27 protein-coding genes are annotated in these 24,669 nt (G+C 67.6%); 21 read left to right on the top strand and 6 right to left on the bottom strand.

Annotated elements, in window-relative coordinates; translation table 11 throughout:
* The first annotated feature begins 4 nt into the window (after nt 1-4).
* Both BGO20_RS19555 and BGO20_RS19550 read left to right on the top strand, forming a co-directional pair.
* Nucleotides 5-418: a response regulator gene (locus BGO20_RS19555; protein WP_291659923.1), complete on the top strand. Its 414-nt coding sequence runs from the start codon at nt 5-7 to the stop codon at nt 416-418.
* 22 nt (nt 419-440) lie between these two features.
* Complete coding sequence (locus tag BGO20_RS19550; RefSeq protein WP_291659143.1) at nt 441-1,508, top strand: response regulator; 1,068 nt, start codon at nt 441-443, stop codon at nt 1,506-1,508.
* Between the two features lie 99 nt (nt 1,509-1,607).
* Here the strand turns inward: BGO20_RS19550 and BGO20_RS19545 are convergent, their stop codons facing one another.
* Nucleotides 1,608-4,139, bottom strand: a complete 2,532-nt coding sequence (locus BGO20_RS19545) for an HWE histidine kinase domain-containing protein (protein ID WP_291659142.1) — start codon at nt 4,137-4,139, stop codon at nt 1,608-1,610.
* A complete protein-coding gene (locus BGO20_RS19540) occupies nt 4,136-4,681 on the bottom strand; it encodes a biliverdin-producing heme oxygenase (protein ID WP_291659141.1) in 546 nt (181 codons plus the stop codon). Before BGO20_RS19540 ends, BGO20_RS19545 begins: the two co-directional genes overlap by 4 nt.
* 576 nt (nt 4,682-5,257) lie before the next feature.
* Between BGO20_RS19540 and BGO20_RS19535 the strand changes: the two genes are divergently transcribed.
* Nucleotides 5,258-5,464 (top strand): hypothetical protein, encoded by a 207-nt coding sequence (locus tag BGO20_RS19535; protein ID WP_291659140.1) that lies wholly within the window; start codon nt 5,258-5,260, stop codon nt 5,462-5,464.
* Between the two features lie 10 nt (nt 5,465-5,474).
* Here the strand turns inward: BGO20_RS19535 and BGO20_RS19530 are convergent, their stop codons facing one another.
* Nucleotides 5,475-5,951 carry a hypothetical protein gene (locus BGO20_RS19530; RefSeq protein ID WP_291659139.1) on the bottom strand — a complete coding sequence of 159 codons (477 nt, stop codon included), beginning with the start codon at nt 5,949-5,951 and terminating at the stop codon, nt 5,475-5,477.
* 222 nt (nt 5,952-6,173) lie between these two features.
* Between BGO20_RS19530 and BGO20_RS19525 the strand changes: the two genes are divergently transcribed.
* Nucleotides 6,174-6,680 carry a hypothetical protein gene (locus BGO20_RS19525; RefSeq protein ID WP_291659138.1) on the top strand — a complete coding sequence of 169 codons (507 nt, stop codon included), beginning with the start codon at nt 6,174-6,176 and terminating at the stop codon, nt 6,678-6,680.
* Between the two features lie 48 nt (nt 6,681-6,728).
* On the opposite strand, the gene BGO20_RS19520 is transcribed toward BGO20_RS19525, so the two are convergent.
* Nucleotides 6,729-8,312, bottom strand: coding sequence for an OpgD/OpgG family glucan biosynthesis protein (locus BGO20_RS19520; RefSeq protein ID WP_291659137.1), 1,584 nt, complete (start codon nt 8,310-8,312; stop codon nt 6,729-6,731).
* 187 nt (nt 8,313-8,499) lie between these two features.
* Between BGO20_RS19520 and BGO20_RS19515 the strand changes: the two genes are divergently transcribed.
* From BGO20_RS19515 to BGO20_RS19440, 16 genes are all read left to right on the top strand, one after another.
* Nucleotides 8,500-8,736 carry a hypothetical protein gene (locus BGO20_RS19515; protein ID WP_291659136.1) on the top strand — a complete coding sequence of 79 codons (237 nt, stop codon included), beginning with the start codon at nt 8,500-8,502 and terminating at the stop codon, nt 8,734-8,736.
* Nucleotides 8,737-8,919: 183 nt separating this feature from the next.
* Nucleotides 8,920-9,885, top strand: a complete 966-nt coding sequence (locus BGO20_RS19510; protein WP_291659135.1) for a LysR family transcriptional regulator — start codon at nt 8,920-8,922, stop codon at nt 9,883-9,885.
* 85 nt (nt 9,886-9,970) lie between these two features.
* Complete coding sequence (locus tag BGO20_RS19505) at nt 9,971-10,795, top strand: NAD(P)-dependent oxidoreductase (protein WP_291659134.1); 825 nt, start codon at nt 9,971-9,973, stop codon at nt 10,793-10,795.
* Entirely contained in the window at nt 10,795-11,781 is a 987-nt protein-coding gene (locus tag BGO20_RS19500) for a Bug family tripartite tricarboxylate transporter substrate binding protein (protein ID WP_291659133.1), read from the top strand. Before BGO20_RS19505 ends, BGO20_RS19500 begins: the two co-directional genes overlap by 1 nt.
* 4 nt (nt 11,782-11,785) lie before the next feature.
* Complete coding sequence (locus BGO20_RS19495) at nt 11,786-12,904, top strand: 4-oxalomesaconate tautomerase (RefSeq protein ID WP_291659132.1); 1,119 nt, start codon at nt 11,786-11,788, stop codon at nt 12,902-12,904.
* Between the two features lie 20 nt (nt 12,905-12,924).
* A complete protein-coding gene (locus tag BGO20_RS19490) occupies nt 12,925-13,650 on the top strand; it encodes a PIG-L deacetylase family protein (RefSeq protein ID WP_291659131.1) in 726 nt (241 codons plus the stop codon).
* On the top strand, nt 13,647-14,330 hold the full coding sequence (locus tag BGO20_RS19485) for a 4-carboxy-4-hydroxy-2-oxoadipate aldolase/oxaloacetate decarboxylase (RefSeq protein WP_291659130.1): 684 nt from the start codon (nt 13,647-13,649) through the stop codon (nt 14,328-14,330). The genes BGO20_RS19490 and BGO20_RS19485 overlap by 4 nt, the downstream gene beginning before the upstream one ends.
* Nucleotides 14,331-14,382: 52 nt before the next feature.
* Nucleotides 14,383-15,558 (top strand): ABC transporter substrate-binding protein, encoded by a 1,176-nt coding sequence (locus BGO20_RS19480; protein WP_291659129.1) that lies wholly within the window; start codon nt 14,383-14,385, stop codon nt 15,556-15,558.
* 34 nt (nt 15,559-15,592) lie between these two features.
* Nucleotides 15,593-16,450: a branched-chain amino acid ABC transporter permease gene (locus BGO20_RS19475; RefSeq protein ID WP_291659128.1), complete on the top strand. Its 858-nt coding sequence runs from the start codon at nt 15,593-15,595 to the stop codon at nt 16,448-16,450.
* Nucleotides 16,447-17,454 carry a branched-chain amino acid ABC transporter permease gene (locus tag BGO20_RS19470; protein ID WP_291659127.1) on the top strand — a complete coding sequence of 336 codons (1,008 nt, stop codon included), beginning with the start codon at nt 16,447-16,449 and terminating at the stop codon, nt 17,452-17,454. The genes BGO20_RS19475 and BGO20_RS19470 overlap by 4 nt, the downstream gene beginning before the upstream one ends.
* Nucleotides 17,451-18,203, top strand: a complete 753-nt coding sequence (locus tag BGO20_RS19465; protein ID WP_291659126.1) for an ABC transporter ATP-binding protein — start codon at nt 17,451-17,453, stop codon at nt 18,201-18,203. The genes BGO20_RS19470 and BGO20_RS19465 overlap by 4 nt, the downstream gene beginning before the upstream one ends.
* On the top strand, nt 18,196-18,921 hold the full coding sequence (locus BGO20_RS19460; protein WP_291659125.1) for an ABC transporter ATP-binding protein: 726 nt from the start codon (nt 18,196-18,198) through the stop codon (nt 18,919-18,921). Before BGO20_RS19465 ends, BGO20_RS19460 begins: the two co-directional genes overlap by 8 nt.
* A 25-nt stretch (nt 18,922-18,946) precedes the next feature.
* Nucleotides 18,947-20,056, top strand: a complete 1,110-nt coding sequence (locus tag BGO20_RS19455) for a 5-methyltetrahydropteroyltriglutamate--homocysteine S-methyltransferase (protein ID WP_291659124.1) — start codon at nt 18,947-18,949, stop codon at nt 20,054-20,056.
* Entirely contained in the window at nt 20,053-21,006 is a 954-nt protein-coding gene (locus tag BGO20_RS19450; RefSeq protein ID WP_291659123.1) for a catechol 2,3-dioxygenase, read from the top strand. Before BGO20_RS19455 ends, BGO20_RS19450 begins: the two co-directional genes overlap by 4 nt.
* Before the next feature lie 350 nt (nt 21,007-21,356).
* Nucleotides 21,357-21,629: a hypothetical protein gene (locus BGO20_RS19445; RefSeq protein ID WP_291659122.1), complete on the top strand. Its 273-nt coding sequence runs from the start codon at nt 21,357-21,359 to the stop codon at nt 21,627-21,629.
* A 61-nt stretch (nt 21,630-21,690) separates the two neighbouring features.
* Entirely contained in the window at nt 21,691-22,044 is a 354-nt protein-coding gene (locus BGO20_RS19440; RefSeq protein ID WP_291659121.1) for a hypothetical protein, read from the top strand.
* Nucleotides 22,045-22,114: 70 nt separating this feature from the next.
* On the opposite strand, the gene BGO20_RS19435 is transcribed toward BGO20_RS19440, so the two are convergent.
* Nucleotides 22,115-22,330, bottom strand: coding sequence for a DUF2934 domain-containing protein (locus tag BGO20_RS19435; protein ID WP_291659120.1), 216 nt, complete (start codon nt 22,328-22,330; stop codon nt 22,115-22,117).
* Nucleotides 22,331-22,606: 276 nt separating this feature from the next.
* Entirely contained in the window at nt 22,607-23,629 is a 1,023-nt protein-coding gene (locus BGO20_RS19430) for a bile acid:sodium symporter family protein (RefSeq protein ID WP_291659119.1), read from the bottom strand.
* Nucleotides 23,630-23,729: 100 nt separating this feature from the next.
* Between BGO20_RS19430 and BGO20_RS19425 the strand changes: the two genes are divergently transcribed.
* Entirely contained in the window at nt 23,730-24,638 is a 909-nt protein-coding gene (locus BGO20_RS19425) for a LysR family transcriptional regulator (RefSeq protein ID WP_291659118.1), read from the top strand.
* The last annotated feature ends 31 nt before the right edge of the window (nt 24,639-24,669 follow it).

The raw sequence follows: 24,669 nt of genomic DNA, 5'->3' as shown, positions 1-24,669 counted from the left end.
CATCATGATCGAGGACGATGAAGGCCATGCCCGCCTCATCGAGAAGAACATCCGCCGCGCCGGCGTCAGCAACGAGATCATCCCCTTCGCCAACGGCACGGATGCGCTGGACTACCTGTTCGGCCCGGACGGCTCCGGTGCCGTCAGCGCCGGCCGCCAGCTCCTCATCCTGCTCGATCTCAACCTGCCCGATATGGGCGGCGTCGACATCCTCGAGAAGGTCAAGGCCAACACCCATACGCGCCGCTCGCCGGTCGTCGTGCTGACCACGACCGACGACAGCCGCGAGATCCAGCGCTGCTACGATCTCGGCGCCAATGTCTACATCACGAAGCCCGTGGACTATGACGGCTTCGCCAACGCGATCCGCCAGCTCGGCTTGTTCTTCTCCGTCATCCAGGTTCCCGAAACGCCATGACCGGCTTGCGTGGCCGCCGCTGATGCCGAACCGGCCGATCAACGTCCTTTATATCGACGACGACGCCACGCTGGGGCGGCTCGTGCAGCGCATGCTCGGGCGTCACAACTATGTCGTGGAGCATGTCGAAACCGCCGAGGCCGGTCTTTCGCGGGCCCAGGAAGGCGGGGTCGACGTCATCATCCTCGACCATGATCTCGGCTCCGCTTCCGGCCTCGACGTGCTCGCCGATCTCGCGGAACATGCCTCGGCGCCCGCCGTCATCTATGTCACGGCTTCTTCGGAGCTGTCGATCGCCGTCACCGCGCTCAAGGCCGGCGCGATGGACTACGTCGTCAAGACCGTCGGCGAGGATTTCGAGGTGCTGCTGCGGGCGGCGCTCGAACATGCGGTCGTGAAGACCCGGCTGACCCGCGCCCGCGAGCAGGCCGAGCTGGAGGTGCGGGCGGCGCGCGATCGCGCGGTGACGCTGCTGGCGGAGGTCAATCATCGCGTCGCCAACAGCCTGTCGCTCGTCGGCTCGCTCGTTCGCATGCAGGCCGGCTCGGTCGAGGATCCCGGCGCCAAGGCGGCCCTGGCCGAAACCCAGGCCCGGATCACGGCGATCGGCAACCTGCATCGCAGCCTCTATACCTCGGACGATGTCCGCACCGTCGAACTCGCGAGCTATCTGCGCTCGCTGCTGGAGGAGTTCGCCCGGTCGATGTCCGGCTCGGGCCGGATGCCGACGGTCAGCTTCGAAGCCGAGCCCATCCTGACGAAAACCGATAAGGCCATCTCGATCGGCCTGATCGCGACGGAACTCGTCACCAACGCGCTGAAATACGCCTATCCTGACGGCCAGGGCGAAGTCCGGGTCAGACTCAGCCGCGTGGACGACAAGGTTGCCCTCGAGGTCGCCGACGACGGCATCGGCTGGACCGGGACCGGTGCGATCAAGGGCACGGGGCTGGGCAGCAAGATCGTCAGCGCGATGGCCCGGAGCCTCGCGACGGAACTGCGCTACGAACAGCGAGAGGGGCGCGGCACACATGCCGTCATGGAGCTCTCCCTCTCCGGCCTGGCGCCTCCCGAGGCAGCGGACGGCTAGGGCATCGGACGGAATACGGTATTCGGTCGGATACTCTCGCTCTTTGATTTTGCATCGGTTTCTTCCGAAAGCCGCGTTCCACTTTGCGAGGCCGATGCTCTAGCCCGATCCCAGGAGCCGGCGCAGCGCGGCCTCCAGCGAGGCGAGGTTGTAGGGCTTTCGCAACGTCGCGGCCTCGGCGAGCCCCAGGATCGCCAGATCGTCATAGCCGGTCGCAAAAACGAAGGGCACGGCGAGTTCGCGCAGGCGGTGGCTGACCGGCTCCGAGGTCTCGGAGCCGAGATTGACGTCGAGGATCGCCAGGTCGGGAGCGGTGCGGCTCAACAAGGACAAGGCTTCGGGCACGTTTGCGCAGACGTCGACCTGCCTGGCTCCCAGCGTCGTCAGCATGTCCTCGCAATCCAGGGCGATGATGAACTGATCCTCGACCAGCAGCACGCGCAGGCCCTCGAGCGGCCGGCCGGATTTGTCCCTGACGGGAGCGGGAGCGTCCGCCGTCGCGCCGGCATGCCCGGTCCAGCGGACGAACTTCGCGGGAATGCAGAGCCTGGCCGTCACGCCTTCCGATCCGAAGGTCAATTCGCTGCGACCGCCGAGGTCGAACGGGATGCTGCGCTCGACCAGGACGCTGCCAAACCCCTGGCGCGAGGGCGGCATGACGGGAGGCCCTCCGCGCTCCTGCCACAGGATCTCGCAGTCGCCCGCGGCATTGGCGAACCAGTCGATCGCAAGTTCGCCGGCCTTGACCGAGAGCGCACCGTATTTCGCGGCGTTGGTGACCAACTCGTGGATCACCAGGGCGACGACCGCGAAGGCGCGGGCGTCGAGGGAAACGGCCGGCCCGCGCACCGTGATCGCTCCGCCGCTGGTCCGGTATGGCAGGGCCTCGGCATTGACGAGGTCGAGCAGAAGCCCTCCACCGCTCGCGCGCATGGCCTGGTCGTGCGCGATGGCGAGCGCTTCGATGCGCCCCTTCAACGAGGTGACGTAGGCCTCGATGGTCGCTCCTTCGGCGAGAGGATGGGCGACGACCGACTTGATCAGGGCCAGGATGTTCTTGACCCGGTGATTGAGCTCCTGGTTGAGCATCTTCTGGCGGATCTCCGCCTTGTTCCGCTCGTCCGCCAGCAATTCGCTCTGGCGCAGTACGACCTCGATCAAGGTCCGGCGCGCGGACTCCGCAAGTTCGCGCTCGACCGGCGTCCAGACCTTGGAATGGCCGGCCACCGTCTGCTTCCACACCGCGAAGCTCTGCCGCGGCGTCAGGCGGTCGCCATGCGGGCCGGTCGTGTAGGTCTTGTTGGGGTCGCCGCCCCATTCGATGGTGTGCACCAGCTCTCGCCGGAAGAAGAACAGATAATCGCGCGGGATCTGGGAGAGCGGGATGGCGAGCAGCCCGGCGAATTCATCGGCATATGCGCGCGCTGCCGGCAGCGCCTCGGCCAACGCCGTCGTCGCCCAGATGCGCCCCTCGCAGACCGATCCGGCGAAGGCTGCCAGCTCTTCGGCAAACTCGGCGGGCGGCGCGCTGCCCTCGGCTCGCCATTCGCCGCTCACCCAGACGCCGACACCATCGCTTTCCACGAGGTCGCGGAACTCGGCGAGATGCTCGCCGAGGAAGCCGGAGGCGTCCGTCACATGGGATGCCGAGGCCAGCAGGCCGTTGAGAAAGTCGCGGGCCCTCTCGGCCGCCAGCAGCATCTGCTTCTGCGTCAGGGCGCCGAGCTGCAGCGCGAAGAACTCGCCGAAGATCTCCGCGGCGATACGGCGGTTCATCGAGAGCGAGCGCGGGCTGTAGTGATGGCAGGCGATCAGCCCCCAGAGCGCGCCGTCGACGATGATCGACACCGACATCGAGGCGGAGACGCCCATGTTGCGCAGATATTCGCAATGGATCGGCGAGACGCTGCGCAGATGCGCGTAGGACAGGTCGAGAGGCTCCCCGGCGGCATCCAGCACCGGGGTGATCGGAAAGCGCTCGCCACTCGAATCCGAGACCACACGGATGGGATTCAGAAGGTAGAGCTGTCGCGCCTGCTGCGGGATGTCGCTCGCCGGGAAATGCTGCCCGAGGAAGCTTTCGAGGTCCGGCCGCTTGGCCTCGCTGACGACCTTGCCGGAGCCGTCGGGCGCGAACTGGTAGATCATCACCCGGTCGTACTGGAGCACGGCCCTGAGCAGGCGCGCCGCATTCTTGATGAGCTGGGCCGGTGTCGTGACATCCGAGAGCCGGCCGACCAGCGTCCGCGCGAATTCGAGCGGCGAGCTCGGTCCGGCCGGAACGGTCGCCTCGAATTCGATGATGGCATTGCCCTTGAAGGCGTGGATCGAGACGTCGAACTCGCGGTCGAGCGCGGCAAAGCGATAGCGCGGCATCAGCCCGGCGCGCGCGGGTGCGCCCGAGCGGGCCAGCGCGTTGCGCATCTCGTGGACGATCGGCCCGCCGAGGACCTCCTCCAGTTTGCGGCCGACGAGCTCGAACTCCTTGAGGCCGAGGAAGGCGCTGGCATTCGTCGAGTGGCGCCTGATCGTCACTACCTCCGCATCGCAGACGATCATGCAGCCATGCGGCTGGACGCTGCCGGGGATATGGATCGGCTCGCGATCACAGTTCGTCAGATCAACTGTCATGCAGGAGAGAGTTCTTCCGAGGTGAAGGCGTGAATGGCATGCGCGAAGACGGACCTGGCCGATTGGGCGGCAGCCTGCCACAGCTGCCGATCGAGACCCTCCAGCGCCACGAGCAAGGTGCACCAGCCATCGAGCGAGCCCGCCTGCGCCGACAGATAGCGCGCTCCGAATCCAGGCCCGAATCCCAGTGCGCCCACTCCTTGCACCAGCACCCGAGCTCCGAGGGCCGAGCCTTCCAGAACATAGGCGGCTCCCAGAAAGGCAGCCATGTCATTTGACAGCGGGAACGGCTCGACTTTCGGGCGCAGGAGAGCCAGGTCGGCGAGGTCGGCGCACAGCGCAGGCAGGAGCTCGCGAGGCCGCCAACCGGACGGTCGTGCGAGGCCGTCCAACAAGGCAGCCTCGACCGGTGCGCGATGACGAAACGTGCCCCGCAGGAAGCGGGCATATTCGGCGCGGCTCGAAAAGACGCCGACGCTGGCGTCGAGCTCGCGATGAAGCGCCTGCGTCTCCTGGCGCAGGAAATGTCTGATCTCGATCATGCGGATGGAATTCGGGAGCGCGCAGCGTTGATATCGCCGTGTTTCAGAGGACCGGAGCCCGGCGAGGGTGGATCATCCGTCCATATTAGGGTGACGACACGCAGGAAAGCCGTTTCTGTCGCGGCGGTCTGAAGCCGCGCGCGCCGGGCCGATGCGGACGGGTCGCCCGGCGTTGCCACCCGGACCGAGGCCTTCGAAATCATTCGGACCGCGGCTCGCACGGCTTGAGCGGTCCGATTCAATCGGCCGCAGGGCCGGCCTCGCGGCCATGCTCGACGGCGCCACGGCAGCGGCCGGTTCCGGCCGGGACAACGAGCAGGGATGCGGGCGCGTGGCGTGGTCATGCCGGTGCCAACGCCCGATGACGGTGCTTGCTCCCGCGAGGTGGTGGAATCTTTCTCCGGCGGTTGCGACCACCGCTCATTGGCGACGGGCTTCTTGAGCGGTAGGGTCGTCGTCGCAGCGGTCAGGGGACGCAGATCATTGTCGTCGTCGGAAGGCCGATACTGGCGGTAGAGGTCCGGCGGCGCGGTCTACGACACGCGCCCCGGTCCAACATTGGAGAGGCAGGTCGCCATGAAGATGATTCTCGCAGCGGCGTGCTGCCTGTTCCTGACGGGGTGCGGCGGCTTCGTCTTTCCCGGCCCTGGCGATGGCGCGGTGATGCAGGGCGGCCCGCAAGTCTACGCGCCGGCGACGGAAGGCGGTCTCGATCAGCCTTCCGCCGGCAATCAGATCACCTCGACCTGCACGATGAGGGGCCGCGGCGTCGTCTGCCACTAGGGTGCCGGCGCTATCGCCGCCGCCGGAGCACCTCCTTCAGCAAACCGATCGCCGCGCCGGCATCGCCCTTCGGTCCCTTGAGGCCAACGGCGACATAGTCGCTGCCGACGATTGCGCCTGCCTGCCAATCGCCGCCGATCTTCTTCCCCATGACCTCCATCATGGGGGAACGCGCGACATAGGCCCTGGCGCCGATATCCGGAACGGACCGGAAACCCTCCCAGCTTTCGAAGCCCCAGGTCTTGAGCTGGAGAGCATTGCCGGCCGGCGAGACGCTCAGGCTCAGCTTGGCCCCCGTTCCATCGTCCGACCAGGTGCAGCCGGGCATGCCCGGGATCAGGCTGCTCTGGCCCGCGCCGACCGGGGCGCCAAGGTAGGCGGAGGCCTCGCTTTTCGTGAACAGCAAGCACAGGTCGTTTCCCGCGCCCCGCGCCTCGGACAATGCTCCGGATGCGGCGAGGAGTACCGGGATCAGCAGAAGGCGCATGGAGACCCTCCCGATCGAGAGCGATAGCCCAGGTTAACGTGCCGCCTCGGGACCGTCTTCGTGCAAATGACGGATGGCTCCATTCGCGGCATGCCCGCGAGCCGGCGAGCTCCGGCCAATGGCTGGGCCGATGGAAACGGCGGCCGGGCAGGGCGCGCCGACCGCATTGCGGCCCGGCAGATCGCTCGCTATCCTTACCAAAGGTCAGGCGGGGCGCTCGTCATGGACAAATTCTACATCGATCCGAAGCGCACCCGCCTTCTTCAGGCATCGGAGCGCGTTCGAAAGGCCAATCTCGAGCGCATCGAGTTCTGGGGCGCCTACAATCTGGTCAAGGTGCTCGATCTCGGTCGGGCCGTTTCGCAGAATGCCGATGGCGAGATCGAACTCGGCGGCTATGTCACCTTGCAGTCCGAGCTGAGCAGGAAGACGCCGAAGGAGATCGAAACCGCTCTCGGACTGCGTCCGGGTTCGCTCGACCAGGGCTGCCGCATCTTCAGGTTTCGGAAAACGCCGACCCTCAACGGGTTCGAGGTGCGCGGCTATAGCTCGCTTCCCGACGGCCTGCGGTTGAAGCCGGAGCATCGAGCCGATCCGCACGGATATCCGCGTGGACAGATGGCCTGGCAGATCGTCCTGACGACGCCGCTGCCGGCCATTCTCGTCTCCACCCTCGCACCGGGGCAGGCCTTCGACCCGGGCCGCCATCCGGGCATCCGCTATCTCTGATCCCGCGCCATGCAAGGTGTTGGACGGTATCGGCCCGGCTTCGCCGGACTAGTTTCGCGATAGCGGCTCGGGGGCACCATCGCCGGGCGGGACCGACCAGGTCGCCGTCCAGGTTTCGCTCAGGGTGCGTGCGCGCGACCTGATGAACATGCGCAGTTCCGCAGACTGGCCGTCGGGCAGGGTGGCGTCGACGATGGCGCGGACACCGGCGAGCGGCGGGTTCAGCATCAGGATCTTCGAGGCGATCTCGCCGGCGGTCGTCGTCGCGACCAGTTCCAGCCTGTCCGGATCGTGCTGATAGTAGGCGAGGTCACCACCCGCGAAATCGACGATGAAGCGCTTCCTGCCGCGCCCGTCGGCACGTTCGTCTTCCACATCCGAGCCATTGAAGCTCTGCTGCGCCTGGGCATAGGGGTGCAGATCCCAGGTCGCCGACATGGCGGAGAGCCGATAGCGAAATTCGGCCGGCTGGGCGATGGGCAAGGGCTCCTTCGGCGTCCAGCAAGCCACGATGTTGTCGAACGCCTCGGTGTCGGTGGGGATCTCGATGAGGTCGACCCGGCCCTCGCCCCAGTCCCCATGCGGCTCGATCCAGTAGCTCGGCCTGCGATGATACTGCGCCTCCAGATCCTGATAGCTGCTGAAGGCGCGATCGCGCTGCATCAGGCCGAAGCCGCGCGGATTCCGGTCGCCGAAGCTCGATATGCGCAGGGTCTTGGGATTGCGGATCGGGCGCCAGATCCATTCGCCATGTCCGCTGTGGAGCATCAGCCCGTCGGAATCGTGGACTTCCGGTCGGAAGTCGGAACGCTGGGCGAGGTCTCCCTCGCCGGCCTGGAACATCGAGGTCAGCGGCGCGATCCCGATGCGCTCGATCACGCGGCGCGGGACGATCGTCGCGGTGATCTCGACGCGGGTTTCCCGGCCGGGGCTGACGACATAGCGATAGGCACCGGCGACCGAGGGGGAATCGAGCAGCGCATAGATGACGAGTTCGGTGGTGTCGCGGGATGGTTCCTCGACCCATAGCGCGCGCATGAAGGGAAATTCCTCGGGCTTTTCGCCGCCGACATCCAGCGCCAGCGAGCGGGCCGAGAGCCCATAGCGATGGCCGCGCCCGAGCACGCGGAAATAGCTCGCCCCGAGGAAGGAAATGACCTCGTCCTGCACCTTGGGATCGTTCAGATTGGTCGTGACGGCGAATCCGGCGAAGCCGAGCGAGGGAGAAAGCCCTTTCGGCACCGGAACCTTGCCATATTCGAACAGGCCCGTGGTGAACGGCACCGGCACGGCCGCCCCGCGGCTGATGACGTAGAGCTGCACCGGCTTGTCGTGCAGAAAGCCGAGATGGAAGGGCAGCAGCCGGAAATCGGACTCGCCGTCGCGCCAGAGCGCCTTGTCCCGGCGAAAGCGGATTTCGCGGTAGCTGTCATAGGTCAGCTTCGACAGCTCCGGCGGAATCGAGGCTCCTCCCGGATCGAAAGGGCGCTCGCCAAGTGCCCGCGCCTGCCGCACGACGTCTTCATAGCCGAAGGCCTTGGGCGCTCCGTCCGCCGGCTGCGAGGCGGAAGGCCGCGCCCCGAGAGCGCAGGCGCCGATCAACAGCCCGAGAGCCGTGCGACGGGATGGCATGAATCCCCCCTGAAGGTTGGTGAGCGCGAAGCGCAACGCCCCCGTCAACCGCCGGGGCGGGCCGAGGTTCCCCGGCGGCGCCGGTTTGGGTCCACCATGGAGGCGGCTGGCCGGGAAATTGCTGCCGCCATGCCCGCTATGCCTATGCCGGCCCGAATTGAAACAGTTTGTACCGTGTGGGGCCACCATGTCGTTGCAGCGCCGTAGCGCACGTTCCAACTCGAATTATGACGAGTGCATCGTCCATCTCCTCAGTGCATTCTTTTGCCTGACCGGCCGCACATCCGCGGACGAGACCTTGCGGAAGGCCATCGAGGAAGCGCTGGTCGACCTGAGCAGGGTGCAGGCCGGGCCGGTTCGCCCGAAGAAGGCGGCTCCTTCCAACGTGATCCCGCTCAGCTGGTCCCGCTGCCGCCCGCGCTGATCCGGGCTGCAGCGCTTCATGCCCCGACGGTTGCGCCGGGATGGGGTTGGGATGACGGCCAGCCGCCTCGTCATGCGATGGGGTCGCGGCGCGGTTTCCTGCTATGGTCGAACGGTGCTTCGTGGAAAGGCGACCGTGCCGTGGCAGGACAGTTCCGTTGCGCAGAGCGGCTGAAGGCTCTTCATGCATCGCGCCCGCCTGTCGCTGGTTGCGGTGCCGGGCGTCCGCATGCGGGTTGACGTCCTCGGGCTCCAGGCCTTCGTCAGCATCGCCGAGCGCGGCAGCTTCCGGGCGGCGGCCTCGCACCTCAACCTGTCGCAGACGGCGCTGAGCCACCGCATCCGCAAGCTCGAGGAAGCGCTCGGCACGCCGCTTTTCCTGCGCACCACCCGGCAGGTCTCGCTGACCGCGGCCGGCACGACGCTGCTGCCGCGCGCACGGCGCATCTTCGAGGATCTCGGCTTCGCGCTCGACGAGGTCCGGGTCGACCGCAGGGAGGGCGATGCGCAGGTCTCCGTGGGCTGCCTCCCCACGGTGGCGGCCCATTGCATGCCGGCCGTCATCGCGGCTTTCGCGAAACGCCATCCCGGCGTCGGCGTCCGGGTTCACGACAACTCCGCCTCCGAGATCGCCGACAAGGTCCAGTCCGGAGAGGCGGAGTTCGGGGTCACCATCGTGGCGGCCAATCGCTGGGACCTGGAGCTCAAGCCCGTGGTGAAGGAGCCTTTCGTGCTCGTCAGCCATCGCCGGATGCCGCTCGCCGGGGCCTCGTCACTGACCTGGGCGCAGCTCCAGGACGAGCCGCTGGTGCGGATCAGCGCCGAAACCGGAAACCGCATCCTGCTCGACGACGCGCTGGGCGCGCGACGCGAGACGTTGAGCTGGCGCTACGAGGTGCAGCGGGTCGTCACCGCCGTGAGCCTGGTGCGGTCCGGCATCGGCTACGCGATCGTGCCGCAGCTGGCGCTCGACGTGGTCGATGCAGGGGACCTGGTGGCGGTGCCGCTGCGCTCGCCGAGCGTGACGCGCACGCTGGGCATCATCACGCGGAAGACCGTGCCGCTGCGCGCTCCGGCGCGGGACCTGCTGTCCTTGCTGAGCCAGGCGCTGAAACGCAGCGTCGCGCCACGACGCGATGAATCAAAGTAATCAATCCCTGCATTCTTATCATTTGATGAGAGAATGACGCTGCTCCACCCTTGCTGCGGGAAGAAACGCACAGGGAGTGGCGACGATGGCTGGAACAGCCGCGATCGCGTTCATCGGGTTCGGCGAGGTCGGCCAGCGGTTTTCGCGCGACCTCCACGCCAACGGCGTGGACGGAATCCGCGCCTTCGACCTGCTCTTCGATCAGGAGGCCGGCCGCCGGCTGGAGGCCGCTGCCGCCGAGATCGGGGTGACCCGGGCCGCGACGGCCGAACAGGCCTGCGCCGGGGCCGGGTTCGTGTTCTCGGCCGTCACCGCGGACCGTGCCGAAGCCGTGGCGCGGGAGGCCGCCGGCTGGCTGCGGCCCGGCCAGATCTTCGTCGACGTCAACTCCGCCGCACCCTCGACGAAGCAGCGGGCGGCGGCGGCCGTCATGGCGAGCGGCGCGGACTATGTCGAGGCGGCCGTGATGGCCCCCGTGCTGAAGCCCGGCCTCGGCGTCGCGATCCTTGCCGGAGGGCCGAGGGCGCAAGCCGCAGCCGAGACGTTGAACCGGCTGGGCATGAACATGACGCCGGTCTCCGACGTCTTCGGCCGCGCCTCCGCGATGAAGCTGTGCCGTTCCATCGTCATCAAGGGCCTGGAGGCGCTGATGGTGGACTGCGCCGCCGCCTGCGAGGCCTGGGACGTCAAGGATCCCGTCTTTGCCAGCCTGCGCGCGACCTTCCCCTCGATCGATTTCCACGCGCTCGCCGCGGATATGCGCGAGCGCGTCGCCACCCATGGAGTCCGGCGCGCGGCCGAGATGCGCGAGGCGGCGGAGATGCTCGCCGTGGCGGGTCTCGCGCCGGGGCTGGCCAGCGCGGTCGCCGACGCCCAGCAGCGCGGCGCACGTCCCCGGGGAGAATTCTGATGCAGCCCGACCGCCGCTCCGTTCTCGCCGGCTTCGCCACCATGGGGGCCGCCGCTTTCGCACCGGCGCGGGCTCAGCAGGGCTGGCCAAGCCAGGTCATCCGCGTGGTCGTGCCGTTCACGCCGGGCGGCAGCACCGACGTGCTGGCGCGCCTGATCGCTCACAAGCTCGAGCAGGTCATCCCGGGGAAGGGCTTCGTCATCGAGAACCGGCCGGGCGCCGGCGGAATGACGGCGGCGGGCCAGGTCGCGAAAGCCGATCCGGACGGCCATACCCTGATGATGGGCCATATCGGCACGCTCGCCTTCGCGCCCTCGCTCTATCCCAGCGTGCCCTATGATCCGGTCAAGGATTTCCAGCCGGTCGCGCTCGTGGCGATGGTGCCCAACATTCTGGCGATCAACCCGAAGCTCCAGGCCAGGACGCTCGGAGAGTTCATTGCCTACGCCAAGGCGAATCCCGGCAAGCTGAACTACAGCTCCGGCGGCCAGGGCAGCGCCGCCCATATCGCGACGGCCTATCTGGCCTATCGCGCCGGGATCGATGCCGTGCATGTCCCGTATCGGGGGACCGCGCCGTCGGTGAACGATCTCGTCGCGGGCAACGTCCAGTTCACGCTGACCGGCGGCCCAGCGGTGCTGCCGCTCGCCGAGGGCGGGCAGCTCCGGGTTCTCGGCGTCGCCAGCCGCGAGCGCGTCGGCTTCGCGCCCGAGCTGCCGACCCTCGCGGAAGAGGGGCTGCCCGGCTTCGAGGCCGTGCAATGGTATGGCGTGGTCGCCCCGGCGAAGACGCCGCGCGCGATCGTCGACCGGCTGAATCGCGAGATCAATGCGTCGTTGAGCCAGCCCGATTTCGCCGCGGCGCTTGCCCGTGACGGTGCGATCGCGCGGCCGGAAACGCCGGACGGCTTCGGCCAACTGATCGCCTCGGAGCTGACGCTCTGGCGCGATGTGATCACGCGCGCCGGCATCAAGGCGGCGGAGTAGGGCGATGGGACAGGTCGGCGTTCCCTGCATGCTGATCCGCGGCGGCACCTCGAAGGGAGCCTACTTCCTCCGCGACGACCTGCCGGTTGGCATCGCTGCGCGCGACGCCTTCCTGCTGGCGGTGATGGGCTCGCCCGACAAGCGGCAGGTCGACGGGCTCGGCGGCGCGCATCCTTTGACCAGCAAGGTCGCGATCGTCTCGCGTTCGGACGAACCGGGCTGCGACGTCGACTTCCTGTTCGCGCAGGTCGGGATCGAGACGGCCCAGGTCGATACGACGCCGAACTGCGGCAACATCCTGGCCGGCATCGGCCCATTCGCGCTGGCGCGCGGACTCGTCCAGGCGAAGGGGGCGCGGACCACCGTGCGCGTCCGCACGATCAACACCGGCACGATCGCCGATCTCACCATGGACACGCCCGACGGTGAGGCGAGCGCCGAGGGCAACGCACGCATCGACGGCGTGCCGGGCACCTCGGCGCCGATCGATATCGGCTTCCTCGATGCCGAGGGCTCGGTCTGCGGTTCGCTTCTTCCGACCGGCAACGTCGTCGACGTGATCGAGGGCGTACCCTGCACGCTGATCGACAACGGCATGCCGGTGATCGTGATGCGGGCCGCGGATGTCGGGCGCACCGGCTACGAGACGCGCGAGGCGCTCGACAGGGATACGGAACTGAAGGCGCGGATCGAGCACATCCGCCTCGCCGCCGGGCCGCTGATGAAACTCGGCGACGTCGCGAAGAAGGTGGTACCGAAGATCGCGCTCGTGGCGCCGCCGCAGGCGGGCGGTTCGATCTGCACGCGCAGCTTCATCCCGCATGAGTGCCACGCCTCGATCGGCGTCTTCGCCGCGGTGACCGTGGCGACGGCGGCGGCGCTGCCGGGGTCGCCCGCCGCGTCCGTCGCCGTGATGCCGGAGGGACGGGAGCGCTCGCTCTCGGTCGAGCATCCGACCGGCGAGTTCACGGTGACGCTGACGGTCGGTGGAACGGCCGAGCAGCCGGCGATCGAGCGGGCGGGCCTTCTGCGGACCGCGCGCATCCTGATGGACGGCCGCGCCTTCGTGCCGGCGAGCATGATGGCGGCGCATGCGGGCCCGGCCCGCGATGCGGCCGAATGAGACGAGAGGACCGAAAGCCCATGGCGAATGCGCACAAGACCGGCTTGGTGATCACCGCGCATCCCGGCGACTTCGTCTGGCGGGCGGGCGGTGCCATCGCGCTGCACGCCAGGCGCGGGATGCGCGTGAAGATCCTGTGCCTGTCCTATGGCGAGCGCGGCGAGAGCCAGTTCGCCTGGAAGAAGGCGGGCGTCCGGATGGAGGACGTCAAGGCGCAGCGCCGGGAGGAGGCGCAGGCGGCGGCCAACCTGCTCGGGGCGGAGATCGAGTTCATGGATGCGGGGGATTATCCGCTGCGGACGACGCCCGCCATGCTGGAACGCGCCATCGACATCTTCCACGAGCTCAACCCCAGCTTCGTGCTGACGCATGCGCTGGAAGACCCCTACAATGTCGACCATCCGGAGGCGACGCGCTTCGCCCAGGAGGCGCGCATCATCGCGCAGGCGGCGGGGCACAAGCCCGATCCCGGCCGCGCCTATGCCGCCCCGCCGGTCTTCCTGTTCGAGCCGCACCAGCCCGAGCAGTGCAACTTCAAGCCGAACGTCATCCTCAACATCGACGAGGTCTGGGAGCAGAAGCGCAAGGCCTTCGAGATCCTCGCCGCACAGAAGCATCTCTGGGAATATTACACCCGCGTCGCGCTGAACCGCGGCATGCAGGGGGGGCGCAACTCGGGCAAGGCGATGACCTATGGCGAGGCCTATCAGCGCCTCTTCCCGGAAGCGCTGGAGACGCTGGCATGAACCCCGTCGTGATCCGGACCAGGAAGCGCCCGGCAGCGGCGGCGGTGGCCGATCTCCGCGAGCTCGGCGTCTCCACGACGCATGAGGCGATGGGCCGGAGCGGGCTGATGAAGCCCTATATGAGGCCGATCTATGCCGGCGCGCAGATCGCCGGCGGGGCGGTCACCGTGCTCGCCCAACCCGGCGACAACTGGATGATCCATGTCGCGATCGAGCAGGTGCAGCCGGGCGACGTGCTCGTCGTCGCCTGCACCACCGACAATACCGACGGCATGTTCGGCGATTTGCTCGCGACCTCGCTCAAGGCGCGCGGCGGCGTAGGGCTGGTCATCGATGCCGGCGTCCGCGACGTGCGCGTGCTGACCGAGATGGGCTTCCCGGTCTGGTCGCGGGCGATCTCGGCCAAGGGGACGGTGAAGGCGACGCTGGGTGCGGTCAACGTGCCGGTGGTCTGCGCCGGGGCGCTGGTCCACCCCGGCGACGCGATCGTCGCCGATGACGACGGCGTCGTGGTGGTGCCGCGTTTGGAGGCCGAGACGGTGGCGGCCGCCGGCCGCAAGCGCGAGGCCAGCGAGGAGGACAAGCGCAGGCGTCTGGCCTCTGGCGAACTCGGACTGGACATGTACGCTATGCGGGAAGGGCTCGCAAAAGCGGGCCTCGTCTATCGCGACGACGATTGAGACGAAGAACAGGCCTCTCAAGAGAGCCAATTTCTGGGGAAAGGGAACGGCAATGACGCATCGCAGGACGCTTCTCGGTGGCATGCTCGGGCTGGCGCTGGCCGCCTCCACGAGCGGGTACGCACTGGCGCAGGAGCCGGTGAAGATCGGCCTGATCCTGCCGATGACCGGCCCCTTCGCCTCGACCGGCAAGCAGATCGACGCGGCGGTGAAGCTCTTCCTGGCACAGGAAGGCGCCAGCCATGGCGGGCGCAAGCTCGAGGTCATCCTGAAGGACGATGCGGGCAATGCCGACCAGACGCGCCGGCTGGCGCAGGAACTGGTCGTCAACGACAAGGTCGCGGTGCTCGCCGGCTTCGGTCTGACGCCGCTCGCGATGGCGACCGCGCAGATCGCGACGCAGGCCAAGGTGCCGGAGGTCGTGATGGCGGCTGCGACGTCCTCGATCACCGAGGCCTCGCCCTATATCGTGCGCACCTCCTTCGCCCTGCCGCAGGCTGCCGAGCCGATGGCCGATTGGGCGGCCAAGAACGGGATCAAGAAGGTCTTCACCGTGGTCACCGACTACGGGCCGGGCATCGATGCCGAAACCTCCTTCGCGGCCAAGTTCAAGGCGGCCGGCGGAACGGTCGAGAGCGTCCGCATCCCGCTGCGCAATCCCGATTTCGCTCCGTTCCTGCAGCGCGTCTCCGAGGCCAAGCCCGATGCGCTCTTCGTCTTCGTGCCGTCGGGCGTAGGCGCGCAATTCATGAAGCAGTTCGTCGAGCGCGGCCTCGACAAGGCCGGCGTGAAGCTGATCGGCACCGGCGACGTGGTCGACGACGACATCCTCGAGGGCATCGGCGACGTCGCGCTCGGTGCGATCACAACCCACCATTACTCGGCAGCCCATGACAGCCCGGCCAACAAGGCCTTCGTCGCGGCTTTCGAGAAGGCCAATCCCGGCATGCGGCCGAATTTCATGGCGGTCGGCGGCTATGACGGCATGCACCTGATCGCGAAAGCCCTCGAAAGCACCAAGGGCGACGCGAGCGGCGACAAGCTGATCGCGGCGATGAAGGGCGCCTCCTGGGAGAGCGTGCGCGGGCCGGTGAAGATCGACCCCGACACCCGCGACATCATCCAGAACATCTACGTCCGCAAGACCGAGAAGGTCGGCTCGCAGCTGTACAATGTCGAGTTCGCGACGATCAAGGACGTCAAGGACCCGGTGAAAGCCCGGAAGTGACGGCCGAACGTCCGACCGCGGCGGCTCGACGCCCATGCTGACCATCCTCTTCGACGGCATCGCCTATGGAATGGTGCTGTTCGTCCTCGGCTGCGGGCTGTCCGTGACGATGGGGCTGATGAACTTCGTCAACCTCGCGCACGGCGCCTTCGCGATGCTCGGCGGCTATGTCGCGGTGCAGGCGATGCAGCGGCTGGGAGTGCCGTTCCTGGCGAGCCTGCCACTCGCCTTCCTCGCGGCGGCGCTGGTCGGCATCGCGCTGGAGCGGCTGATCTACCGGCCGATGTACGCCAAGAGCCATCTCGACCAGGTGATGTTCTCGATCGGGCTGGTGTTCATGGCGGTTGCCGGCACCGACTGGCTGATGGGCTCCGGCCAGCAGTTCATCCACCTGCCTGGCTGGCTGCAGGGGCGCTTCGAGATCGCCGGCATCGGCATCGGCCGCTACCGCCTGTTCGTCATCGCGATCTGCGGCCTGCTGGCCTTCTCGCTGCAATGGGGCTTCACGCGCACCCGCTTCGGCAGCCGCCTGCGCGCGGCGGTGGACGATGCCCGCGTCGCGAGAGGGCTCGGCATCCCGGTCAACCGGCTCTTCGCGCTGACCTTCGCACTGGGCTGCGGCCTGGCCGGGCTGGGTGGAGCGCTCGGCATCGAACTCATGGGCCTCGACCCGACTTTTCCGCTGAAATTCATGATCTATTTCCTCATCGTCGTCACCGTCGGCGGCACCTCGAGCATCACCGGGCCGTTCTTCGCCGCCATGCTGCTCGGCGTCGCCGACGTCGTCGGCAAGTATCTCGTCCCCGAGATCGGTGCCTTCATCATCTACGCGCTGATGGTCGCGCTGCTGATCACCCGCCCGCACGGGCTGTTCGCGAGGGCGCGGACATGACGGCGCGAAGCTTCGAGAGCCGCGTCGGGCACGCCCTTTATGCCGGGCGACGCTGGCACCCGGCCGAGCTCGCCTTCTGGCTGTTGGCCTTTGCCGCCTTCGTCCTGTTGCCGAGCCAGCTGCTGCTTCTCAACGAGATCGCGATCCTTGCGCTGTTCGCGCTCTCGCTCGACCTCATCCTCGGCTATGCCGGCATCGTCTCGCTCGGGCATGCCGCCTTCCTCGGCATGGGCGCCTACGCTGCGGGGCTCTTCGCGAAGCATGTCGGCGGCGATCCGGTTGCCGGGCTTCTGGCGGGCATGAGCGCCGGAGCGATGCTCGGCCTCCTGACCAGCCCGCTGGTGCTGCGCGGCAGCGATCTGACCCGCCTCATGATCACGCTCGGCGTCGCGCTGATCGTCTACGAGCTGGCCAACTCCCTGGGCTGGCTGACGGGCGGCGCCGACGGCCTGCAGGGCGTCGCGATGGGGCCGGTGCTCGGCCTGTTCGATTTCGACATCTTCGGCCGCACGGCCTATCTCTATTCGCTCAGCGTGCTCTTCGTGCTGTTTCTGGTGGCGCGGCGGGTGGTGCATTCGCCCTTCGGCCTGTCCCTGCGCGCGATCCGCGACAACCCGTTGCGCGCCGCGGCGTCGGGGGTGCCGAATGCGCGGCGTCTCGCCGCCGCCTACACGCTTGCCGCCGCCTATGCCGGGGCGGCCGGAGCGCTGCTGGCCCAGACCACCCAGTTCGTCTCGCTCGACGTGCTCGATTTCCACCGCTCGGCCGACCTGATGCTGGTGCTGATCATCGGCGGCGCGGGCTATCTCTACGGCGGTCTCGTCGGCGCGATCGTCTTCAAGCTGCTACAGGATGCGATCGCGAGCTTCACGCCGCAATACTGGATGTTCTGGATCGGGCTTTTCCTCGTTCTCTTCGTGCTGGGAGGCCGCGAGATCATCCACGGTGTGGTCAAGGGCGTCGCCGGGCGCCTCTCCGCCGTTCGCAAGGGGGCCGTCCGATGAGCGCCGCGCTCCAGACCTTCGACCTCGTCAAGAGCTTCGGCGGGATCACGGCGACCGACCATGTCGACTTCACGCTGGCGAAAGGGGCGCGCCACGCGCTGATCGGCCCGAACGGCGCCGGCAAGACCACCTTCGTCAATCAGCTGACCGGCGTGCTGAAGCCGAGTTCCGGCCGCATCGCGCTGATGGGCGAGGACATCACGGGGTTGCCGCGCGAGGCGCGGGTGAAGCGCGGCCTGGCGCGCACCTTCCAGATCAACCAGCTTTTCGCGACCATGACGCCGCTGGAGATGATCGCACTCGTCATCTCCGAACGCCTCGGGCGCGGCAGCCACCTGTTCCGCACGCTCGACCGCGACACGGAGCTCGTGAGCCAGGTCGCGGACATCCTGAGCCGCTTCCGGCTGGACGACATCATGGACCGGACAATCGCGACGCTGCCCTATGGCAAGCAGCGCCAGATCGAGATCGCCGCCGCCTTCGCCGCGCGGCCCTCCGTGCTCCTGCTCGATGAGCCCGCGGCCGGTGTGCCGGAGGCCGAGCGTCGCGAGCTGATGCGGACGGTCGCCGACCTGCCCGCCGACGTTTCCGTACTGCTGATCGAGCACGACATGGACGTCGTCTTCCGCTTCGCCACGCGCATCACCGTGCTCGTCAACGGCCGCGTGCTGGCGGAGGGGACGCCGGAGGAGATGGCGCGCAATGCCGCCGTTCGCGAGGCCTATCTCGGCGAGGATGCCCATGTCTGACGCTTCGCAGCCGACGCTTCTGACGATCGAGCGGCTGAGCGCCGGCTATGGCGAGGCGCAGGTGCTGTTCGACATCGACCTCTCGCTGGCGGCAGGGCACTCGCTGGCGCTGCTCGGCCGCAACGGCGTCGGCAAGACGACGCTGGTCAACAGCATCATCGGCGTGACCCGCCGGCGCGGCGGGCGGATCGTGCTGGCCGGGCGCGATCTCTCGACCGCCTCGCCCGAACAGCGGGCGCATGCCGGCATCGGCTGGGTGCCGCAGGAGCGCAACATCTTCAAGTCGCTGACGGTGCTCGAGAACCTGACCGCGGTCGCGCGGCCGGGACCCTGGGACGTGGCCCGCGTCTTCCGCATGTTTCCGCGGCTGGCCGAGCGGAAGACCAATCTCGGCAACCAGCTTTCCGGGGGCGAGCAGCAGATGCTGGCGATCGGCCGGGCGCTGATGCTGAACCCGAAGCTGCTGCTGCTCGACGAGCCGACCGAAGGGCTGGCGCCGATCATCGTCGAGGAACTGCTGAGGGCATTGAAGGCCCTGTTCCGCGAGGAGGGGATTTCAGCCATCGTGATCGAGCAGCATGCGCGCAAGATCCTCGAACTGACGGACGATGCGATCGTGCTCGAACGCGGCCGCGTGGTCCTCGCCGAGCGCAGCGCGACGCTCATCGCCGAGCCCGAGCGGCTCGAACACCATCTCGGCCTCGCCGCCGCGACCTGACCAGCAAGAACCAGGAGGAAACAGCATGACTCAGAGGACAAAGCCGCCGTTCCGGGGAGACATGGTGGGCAGCCTGCTGCGCAGCGCGCCGGTCAAGGACGCGCGCGCCAAGGTCGCTGCCGGGCAGATGGCGCAGGCCGAGCTGACCAAGATCGAAGACGAGGAGATCAGGAAGCTCGTCAGGAAGCAGGAGGAGGTCGGGCTGCAGGCCGTGACCGACGGCGAGTATCGCCGGGCGTTCTGGCATTTCGACTTCCTCGACGGCCTGACCGGCGTCACCACCTACGAGACCGACGCCGGCATCCAGTTCAAGGGCGTGGCCACCAAGGGGCACGGCATCCGGGTCACCGGGAAGCTCGACTTCCCGGCGGACCATCCGCATCTCGCCCATTTCAAATTCCTGGCTTCGGTGACCAGCCGCGTGCCGAAGATGACCATCCCGAGCCCGTCCATGCTGCATTACCGCGGCGGGCGGAAGGCAATCGACCCGAGCGCCTATCTGAGGATGGAGGATTACTACGAGGACCTGGGCAAGGCCTACGCCAAGGCGATCAAGGCCTTCTACGACGCCGGCTGCCGCTATCTGCAGCTCGACGACACCAGCCTGTCCTATTTCTGCGATCCCGAGCAGCGGAAGATGCTGGCCGAGCGCGGCGACGATCCGGACAAGCTGATCTTCGTCTATCGCGACGTGCTCAACGCCGCGCTGAAGGCGAAGCCGGCCGACATGCAGATCACCACCCATACCTGCCGCGGCAACTTCAAATCGACCTTCATCGCGTCGGGCGGCTATGAGCCGGTGGCCGACATGGTCTTCAACCAGATCGATGTCGACGGCTATTTCATGGAGTGGGACGACGACCGCTCGGGCGGCTTCGAGCCGTTGCGCTTCCTGCCCAAGGGCGACAAGCAGGTCGTGCTCGGCCTCGTCACTTCCAAGTTCGGGGAGATCGAGAGCAAGGACAATCTCAAGCGCCGCATCGAGCAGGCCGCCAAGTTCGCGCCGCTGGAGCAGCTCTGCCTGTCGCCGCAATGCGGCTTCGCCTCGACCGAGGAAGGCAATGTGCTGGCCGAGGACGAGCAATGGGCCAAGCTCTCGCGCATTCTCGAAGTGGCCAAGGAAGTCTGGGGATGAGTGCGGAGCCCTGCTTCGACATCGCCCATCTGGGCCATGTCGAGCTCTTCACCAACAAGCCGGAAGCCAGCCTCGACTTCTTCGTCAACATCTTCGGATTGACGGAGAGTGGGCGCGAGGGCGACTCGGTCTATCTGCGTGCCTGGGACGACTACGAGTTCCACACGCTGAAACTCACGGCGTCGAGCACCACCGGCGTCGGCCATATCGGCTATCGCGCGTCGAGCGAGGCGGGGCTGCTGCGCCGCGTCGCCGCGATAGAGGCGATGGGCGCCGGCATCGGCTGGAGCGAGGGCGATCTCGGCCATGGCCGGGCCTATCGCTTCCGCGATCCCGACAACCATGTCTTCGAGATCTATTTCGACACGCATAAATATCGGGCGCCCGAAAGCGAGCGGCCGGCGCTGAAGAACCAGGCGCAGCGCAATCACGGCCGCGGCTGCGCCGTGCGCCGGCTCGATCATCTCAACCTGCTGGCGCAGGACGTCGCCGCGATCCGCGAGTTCATGCCGAAGGCGCTGGGCAGCCGCATCACCGAGCAGATCGTGCTGGATTCGGGCGAGGTCGGCGGATGCTGGTTCACGGTCAACAACAAGAGCTACGACATCGCCTACACCCGCGACCACATGCCGGCGCAGGGGCGCTTCCACCATGTCACCTATGCCGTCGACCAGCGTGAGCACATTCTGGAGGCGGCCGATCTCTTCCTGGAGAACGGCGTCTTCATCGAGACCGGGCCGCACAAGCACGCGGTGCAGCAGACCTTCTTCCTCTATGTCTACGAACCCGCCGGCAACCGCGTCGAGATCGCCAATGCCGGCGCGCGGCTTATCCTCGATCCGGACTGGCAGACCGTGACCTGGACCGAGACCGAGCGGAAGAAAGGGCAAGCCTGGGGGCTCAAGACGATCGAGAGCTTCCACACGCACGGCACGCCGCCGGCGGTCTAGAAGCGCCTCTCCGCGGGGTCAGGAAGGATCGATCCGGCGCGCAGCAGGCCTCCTCTACCCTTCGCGGGCGCCGTCCCGAGCGCGGAGCGTCAAGGATTCGCATGGGCGGACGCTGCGCGGCGCCAGTCGCCTTGCGTCGCCTCCGTCCGACGCGCAAGATCATGATTTGCCCGGCAAATTCAGCCGGTGCCCACGGATGGAATTCAACGCATTGTCACCTTGCGGGTGCAGGGTCTGTCCATCGAAGCGCGCACGTTAACGAAACATTCTTGTTGCTGGGCCGTTTTGGGCCATAGCCTCGTCTTGTTTGATTCGACCGGGCCTATTCGATTCGATTGGAGAAACGTTTCATGGAACGACGCTCTTTCCTGCTGGGGCTTTTCGCCCTCTCCGCCGGCGCGGCCACCGTCGCCATCTCCGGCAAGGCCGATGCCGCGGCGCTCGGCGCCGCCGCTCCGGCGCTGGGGGCAACGCCCTCCGAGAAGGCGACGACCCTTCCCGACGGAACTCCGATCGAGCAGGCCCAGTACTATCGGCATCGTCGCCGCCCGCGCCGCCAGGTCTGCACGGTTCGGCGCAATCGCTTCGGCCGTCCGGTTCGCGTCTGTCGCTGGGTGTACTGATCCGGTAACGGCCCGATGCCACGTGCGCAGGCGCACCCTCCGGGCGCGACCCTGCCTCCCCATGATCGAGCGATGGCGGCTTGACCGCCATCGCTCTTCCACTGCTCATCGGCGCGGCAAAGGTGAGGCTATGATCAAGACATCCATTTCGCTCGGCGCCATCGCGCTGTTCATTTCAGGCTGTGTTTCCAGCCGGCCAGTCCCTACGCCTGTCGCGCAGACGGGGGCCGCGAAGCAGATCCTCCGCGACGGCGGCCAGCTGGTGCTCCCCGACGGAACGCGCGTCACGCCCGACCCGACCGGTGGCTTCCGGTTGCCGAACGGTGATTATGTCCGCCGGGATCGCGGCGGCGCGCTCATCCTGCCCACCGGAGCGCGCTGCATGGCGACGCCCGGCGGTTACGCCTGCCCCTGACCCGTATCGACGCCCGGCCCTTCTTCGCGAGGCACCCTGCAGGGTGAGGCCGGTTCTCGTCTTGCGACCGCTACATCGGGCGGCCGTGTTCTGACTGCTTGCCGCGCGCGGCGGCCTTGACCTCGTCCTCCTCGTCGGGGAGGGCATGGTTGTGGCTGCGGAAGGCCCAGAGTTCCTTGGCCGCTTCCCAATGCTCGCGGTCGCGGCCCTCCGGCTGCCCTTCCTTCATCCAGATCGCGTAGGCGATCTTGCGAATCTCGCGTTGGGATTTCTCGTTCAGGGTCATGCAGATCCTCCGTCTTTCCTGACGGACGGACCACCGCTGGCGGTCCACCGCCATCCCGCCGCACGCCCGGGGGCGGCCGGTGCGGCTTGTTGCTGGAGGCACCCGGCGAGGGCGGCCGGAAGCGCGCCAGACCTCGCCTGCGTCTCCATCGCGCCCCAGATCGAAGGGCGGCTCGATGTCGATTCGAGCTCCCCTTCATGTAAGGGCAGGCGCAGGATCAACAAGGCTGACGCGCGGCTGTTCCCTCGGGGAGGCAAAAAAGCCCGCGAAACCGCATCAAGCCTCGGCAGAGCCGAGAACGGTGCGCGGCTCCGGCTCCGGGCGCGCTTCGACGGGGCGGCGCGCATAGCGCTGCGCAAGCGTCGCGCAGGCGAACAGCTGGATCTGATGGAACAGCATCAGCGGCAGGACGATGAGGCCGAGCGCCTGGCCCGGAAACAGGATGTTGGCCATGGGAATGCCGCTGGCCAGGCTCTTCTTGGAACCGCAGAAGACGATCACGATCTCGTCCTCCTTGGAAAAGCCGAGACGGCGGCTGACGATCGTGGTGATCGCGAGGACGGCGGCGAGGAGAGCCATGTCGAGCAGAACGACCATGACGAGATCGCTCACGGTGACCTGCGACCAGATGCCGGCCGCCATGCCCTCGCTGAAGGCGTCGTAGACCACTAGCAGGATCGAGCCACGGTCGACGAGCGAGATCACCGACTTGTAGCGTTGCAGGAAGCTTCCGATCCAGGGCCTGAGGCATTGGCCGACCGCGAAGGGCAGCAGCAGTTGGAGGGCGATGCTCTCCATCGCCGCGCCGCTGAAGCCGACGCCTTTCGAATCGAGCAGCAGCATGACGAGCAGCGGCGTCACCACCATGCCGAACAGGTTCGAGACCGAGGCGCTGCACAGCGCAGCGGCGACATTGCCGCGCGCGATCGAGGTGAAGGCGATCGAGGACTGCACGGTGGAGGGCAGCACGCAGACGAACATCAGGCCCAGGATCAGCGGGGGAGAGAGCCAGCCGCCGAAGGCCCGCGTCAGGCCCAGGCCGAGCACCGGAAACAGCAGGTAGGTGCTGGCGAAGACGAGGGACTGCAGCCGCCAATGCAGCAACCCTTCCCACACTGCCCTCGGCGAAAGACGCGCGCCGTAGAGGAAGAACAGCAGCGCCACCGCGACGGAGACGGCGTCGTTGGCGACCACGGCTCCGCGTCCCTGCGCCGGCAGGATGATCGCGACCGCGACAGTGCCGAGCAGTGCGAGCAGATACGGGTCGATGCCGAAGCGGGCGAGCGTGCGGCGGATCATCCGGCGTCTTCCTTCCAAGAACCGGTGCCGTCCTAGCAGATTGCCGGCTCATTTTGATCTGTGCTGGACATGATATTGATCATCATGAAACATGATGGACATGGAAACCGACCCCAGGCCGCTCGATCCCGTGCTGCTGCGCAGCTTTCTCAAGGTCTGCGAAACGCTCAGCTTCACCGAGGCGGCGCGGCAGCTCGGGCTGCGGCAATCTTCGGTCAGCCAGCACGTCGCGCGGCTGGAACGGCGCGTCGGGCGCAGATTGCTGGCGCGCGACACCCATGAGGTTCGCCCGACGCCGGATGGCGATGCGATCCGGCCCTTCGCACGGCAGGTGCTCGAGGCCGGTAGCAGGATCGAGCATTATCTCAAGGGCTCGACGCTGCGCGGCCGGTTGCGGCTCGGGGTCTCGGAGGATTTCGCCTTTACGGCACTGCCGGACATCCTGGCCGAGTTTGCCATGCAGCATCATGCCGTCGACCTGGAACTGACGGTCGGCCTGAGCGGCCGGCTCTACGAGCAATATGATGCCGGAGATCTCGACCTGATCTTCGTCAAGCGCCGCAACGGCGACACGCGCGGTGTCGTGGCCTGGGAGGAGCGGCTGGTCTGGGTCGGCCGTCCCGGGGCGCGGCTGGCCGAGCAGCCGGTGGTGCCGCTGGTGCTCTATCCGCCGCCCAGCATCACGCGGGTCCACGCCATCGAGACGCTGGAGCGCGCCGGCAGGGCCTGGCGCGTCGCCTGCACGAGCGGCAGCCTCGCCGGCTTGCGCGCGGCGACGGTCGCGGGGCTCGGCGTCACCGCCCATTCGGCACGGCTGATCCCGCCCGGGCTGGCCGAGGCCGAGCCGGCCGAGGCGCTGCCGCGGCTGGGCTCGATCGAGTTCGTCGTCGTGGGCGGCCAGTCGCACGAGGCGGCGGCGCGGGCGCTCGCCGCCAGCATCCTGTCAGGCGCCGGCCGTCTCCTGCCCGCAGGCAGCCCCACGAGCCGGCGCGGAAGGCCCGCCGGCTAGGTTCGAGCGCGTCCGGCGGATGCCGCGCGGT

Origin of the sequence: Allobosea sp. 67-29 (assembly GCF_001898115.1) — a bacterium.
Taxonomy (GTDB): domain Bacteria; phylum Pseudomonadota; class Alphaproteobacteria; order Rhizobiales; family Beijerinckiaceae; genus Allobosea.
This window is presented reverse-complemented; position numbering and strand designations above follow the sequence as displayed.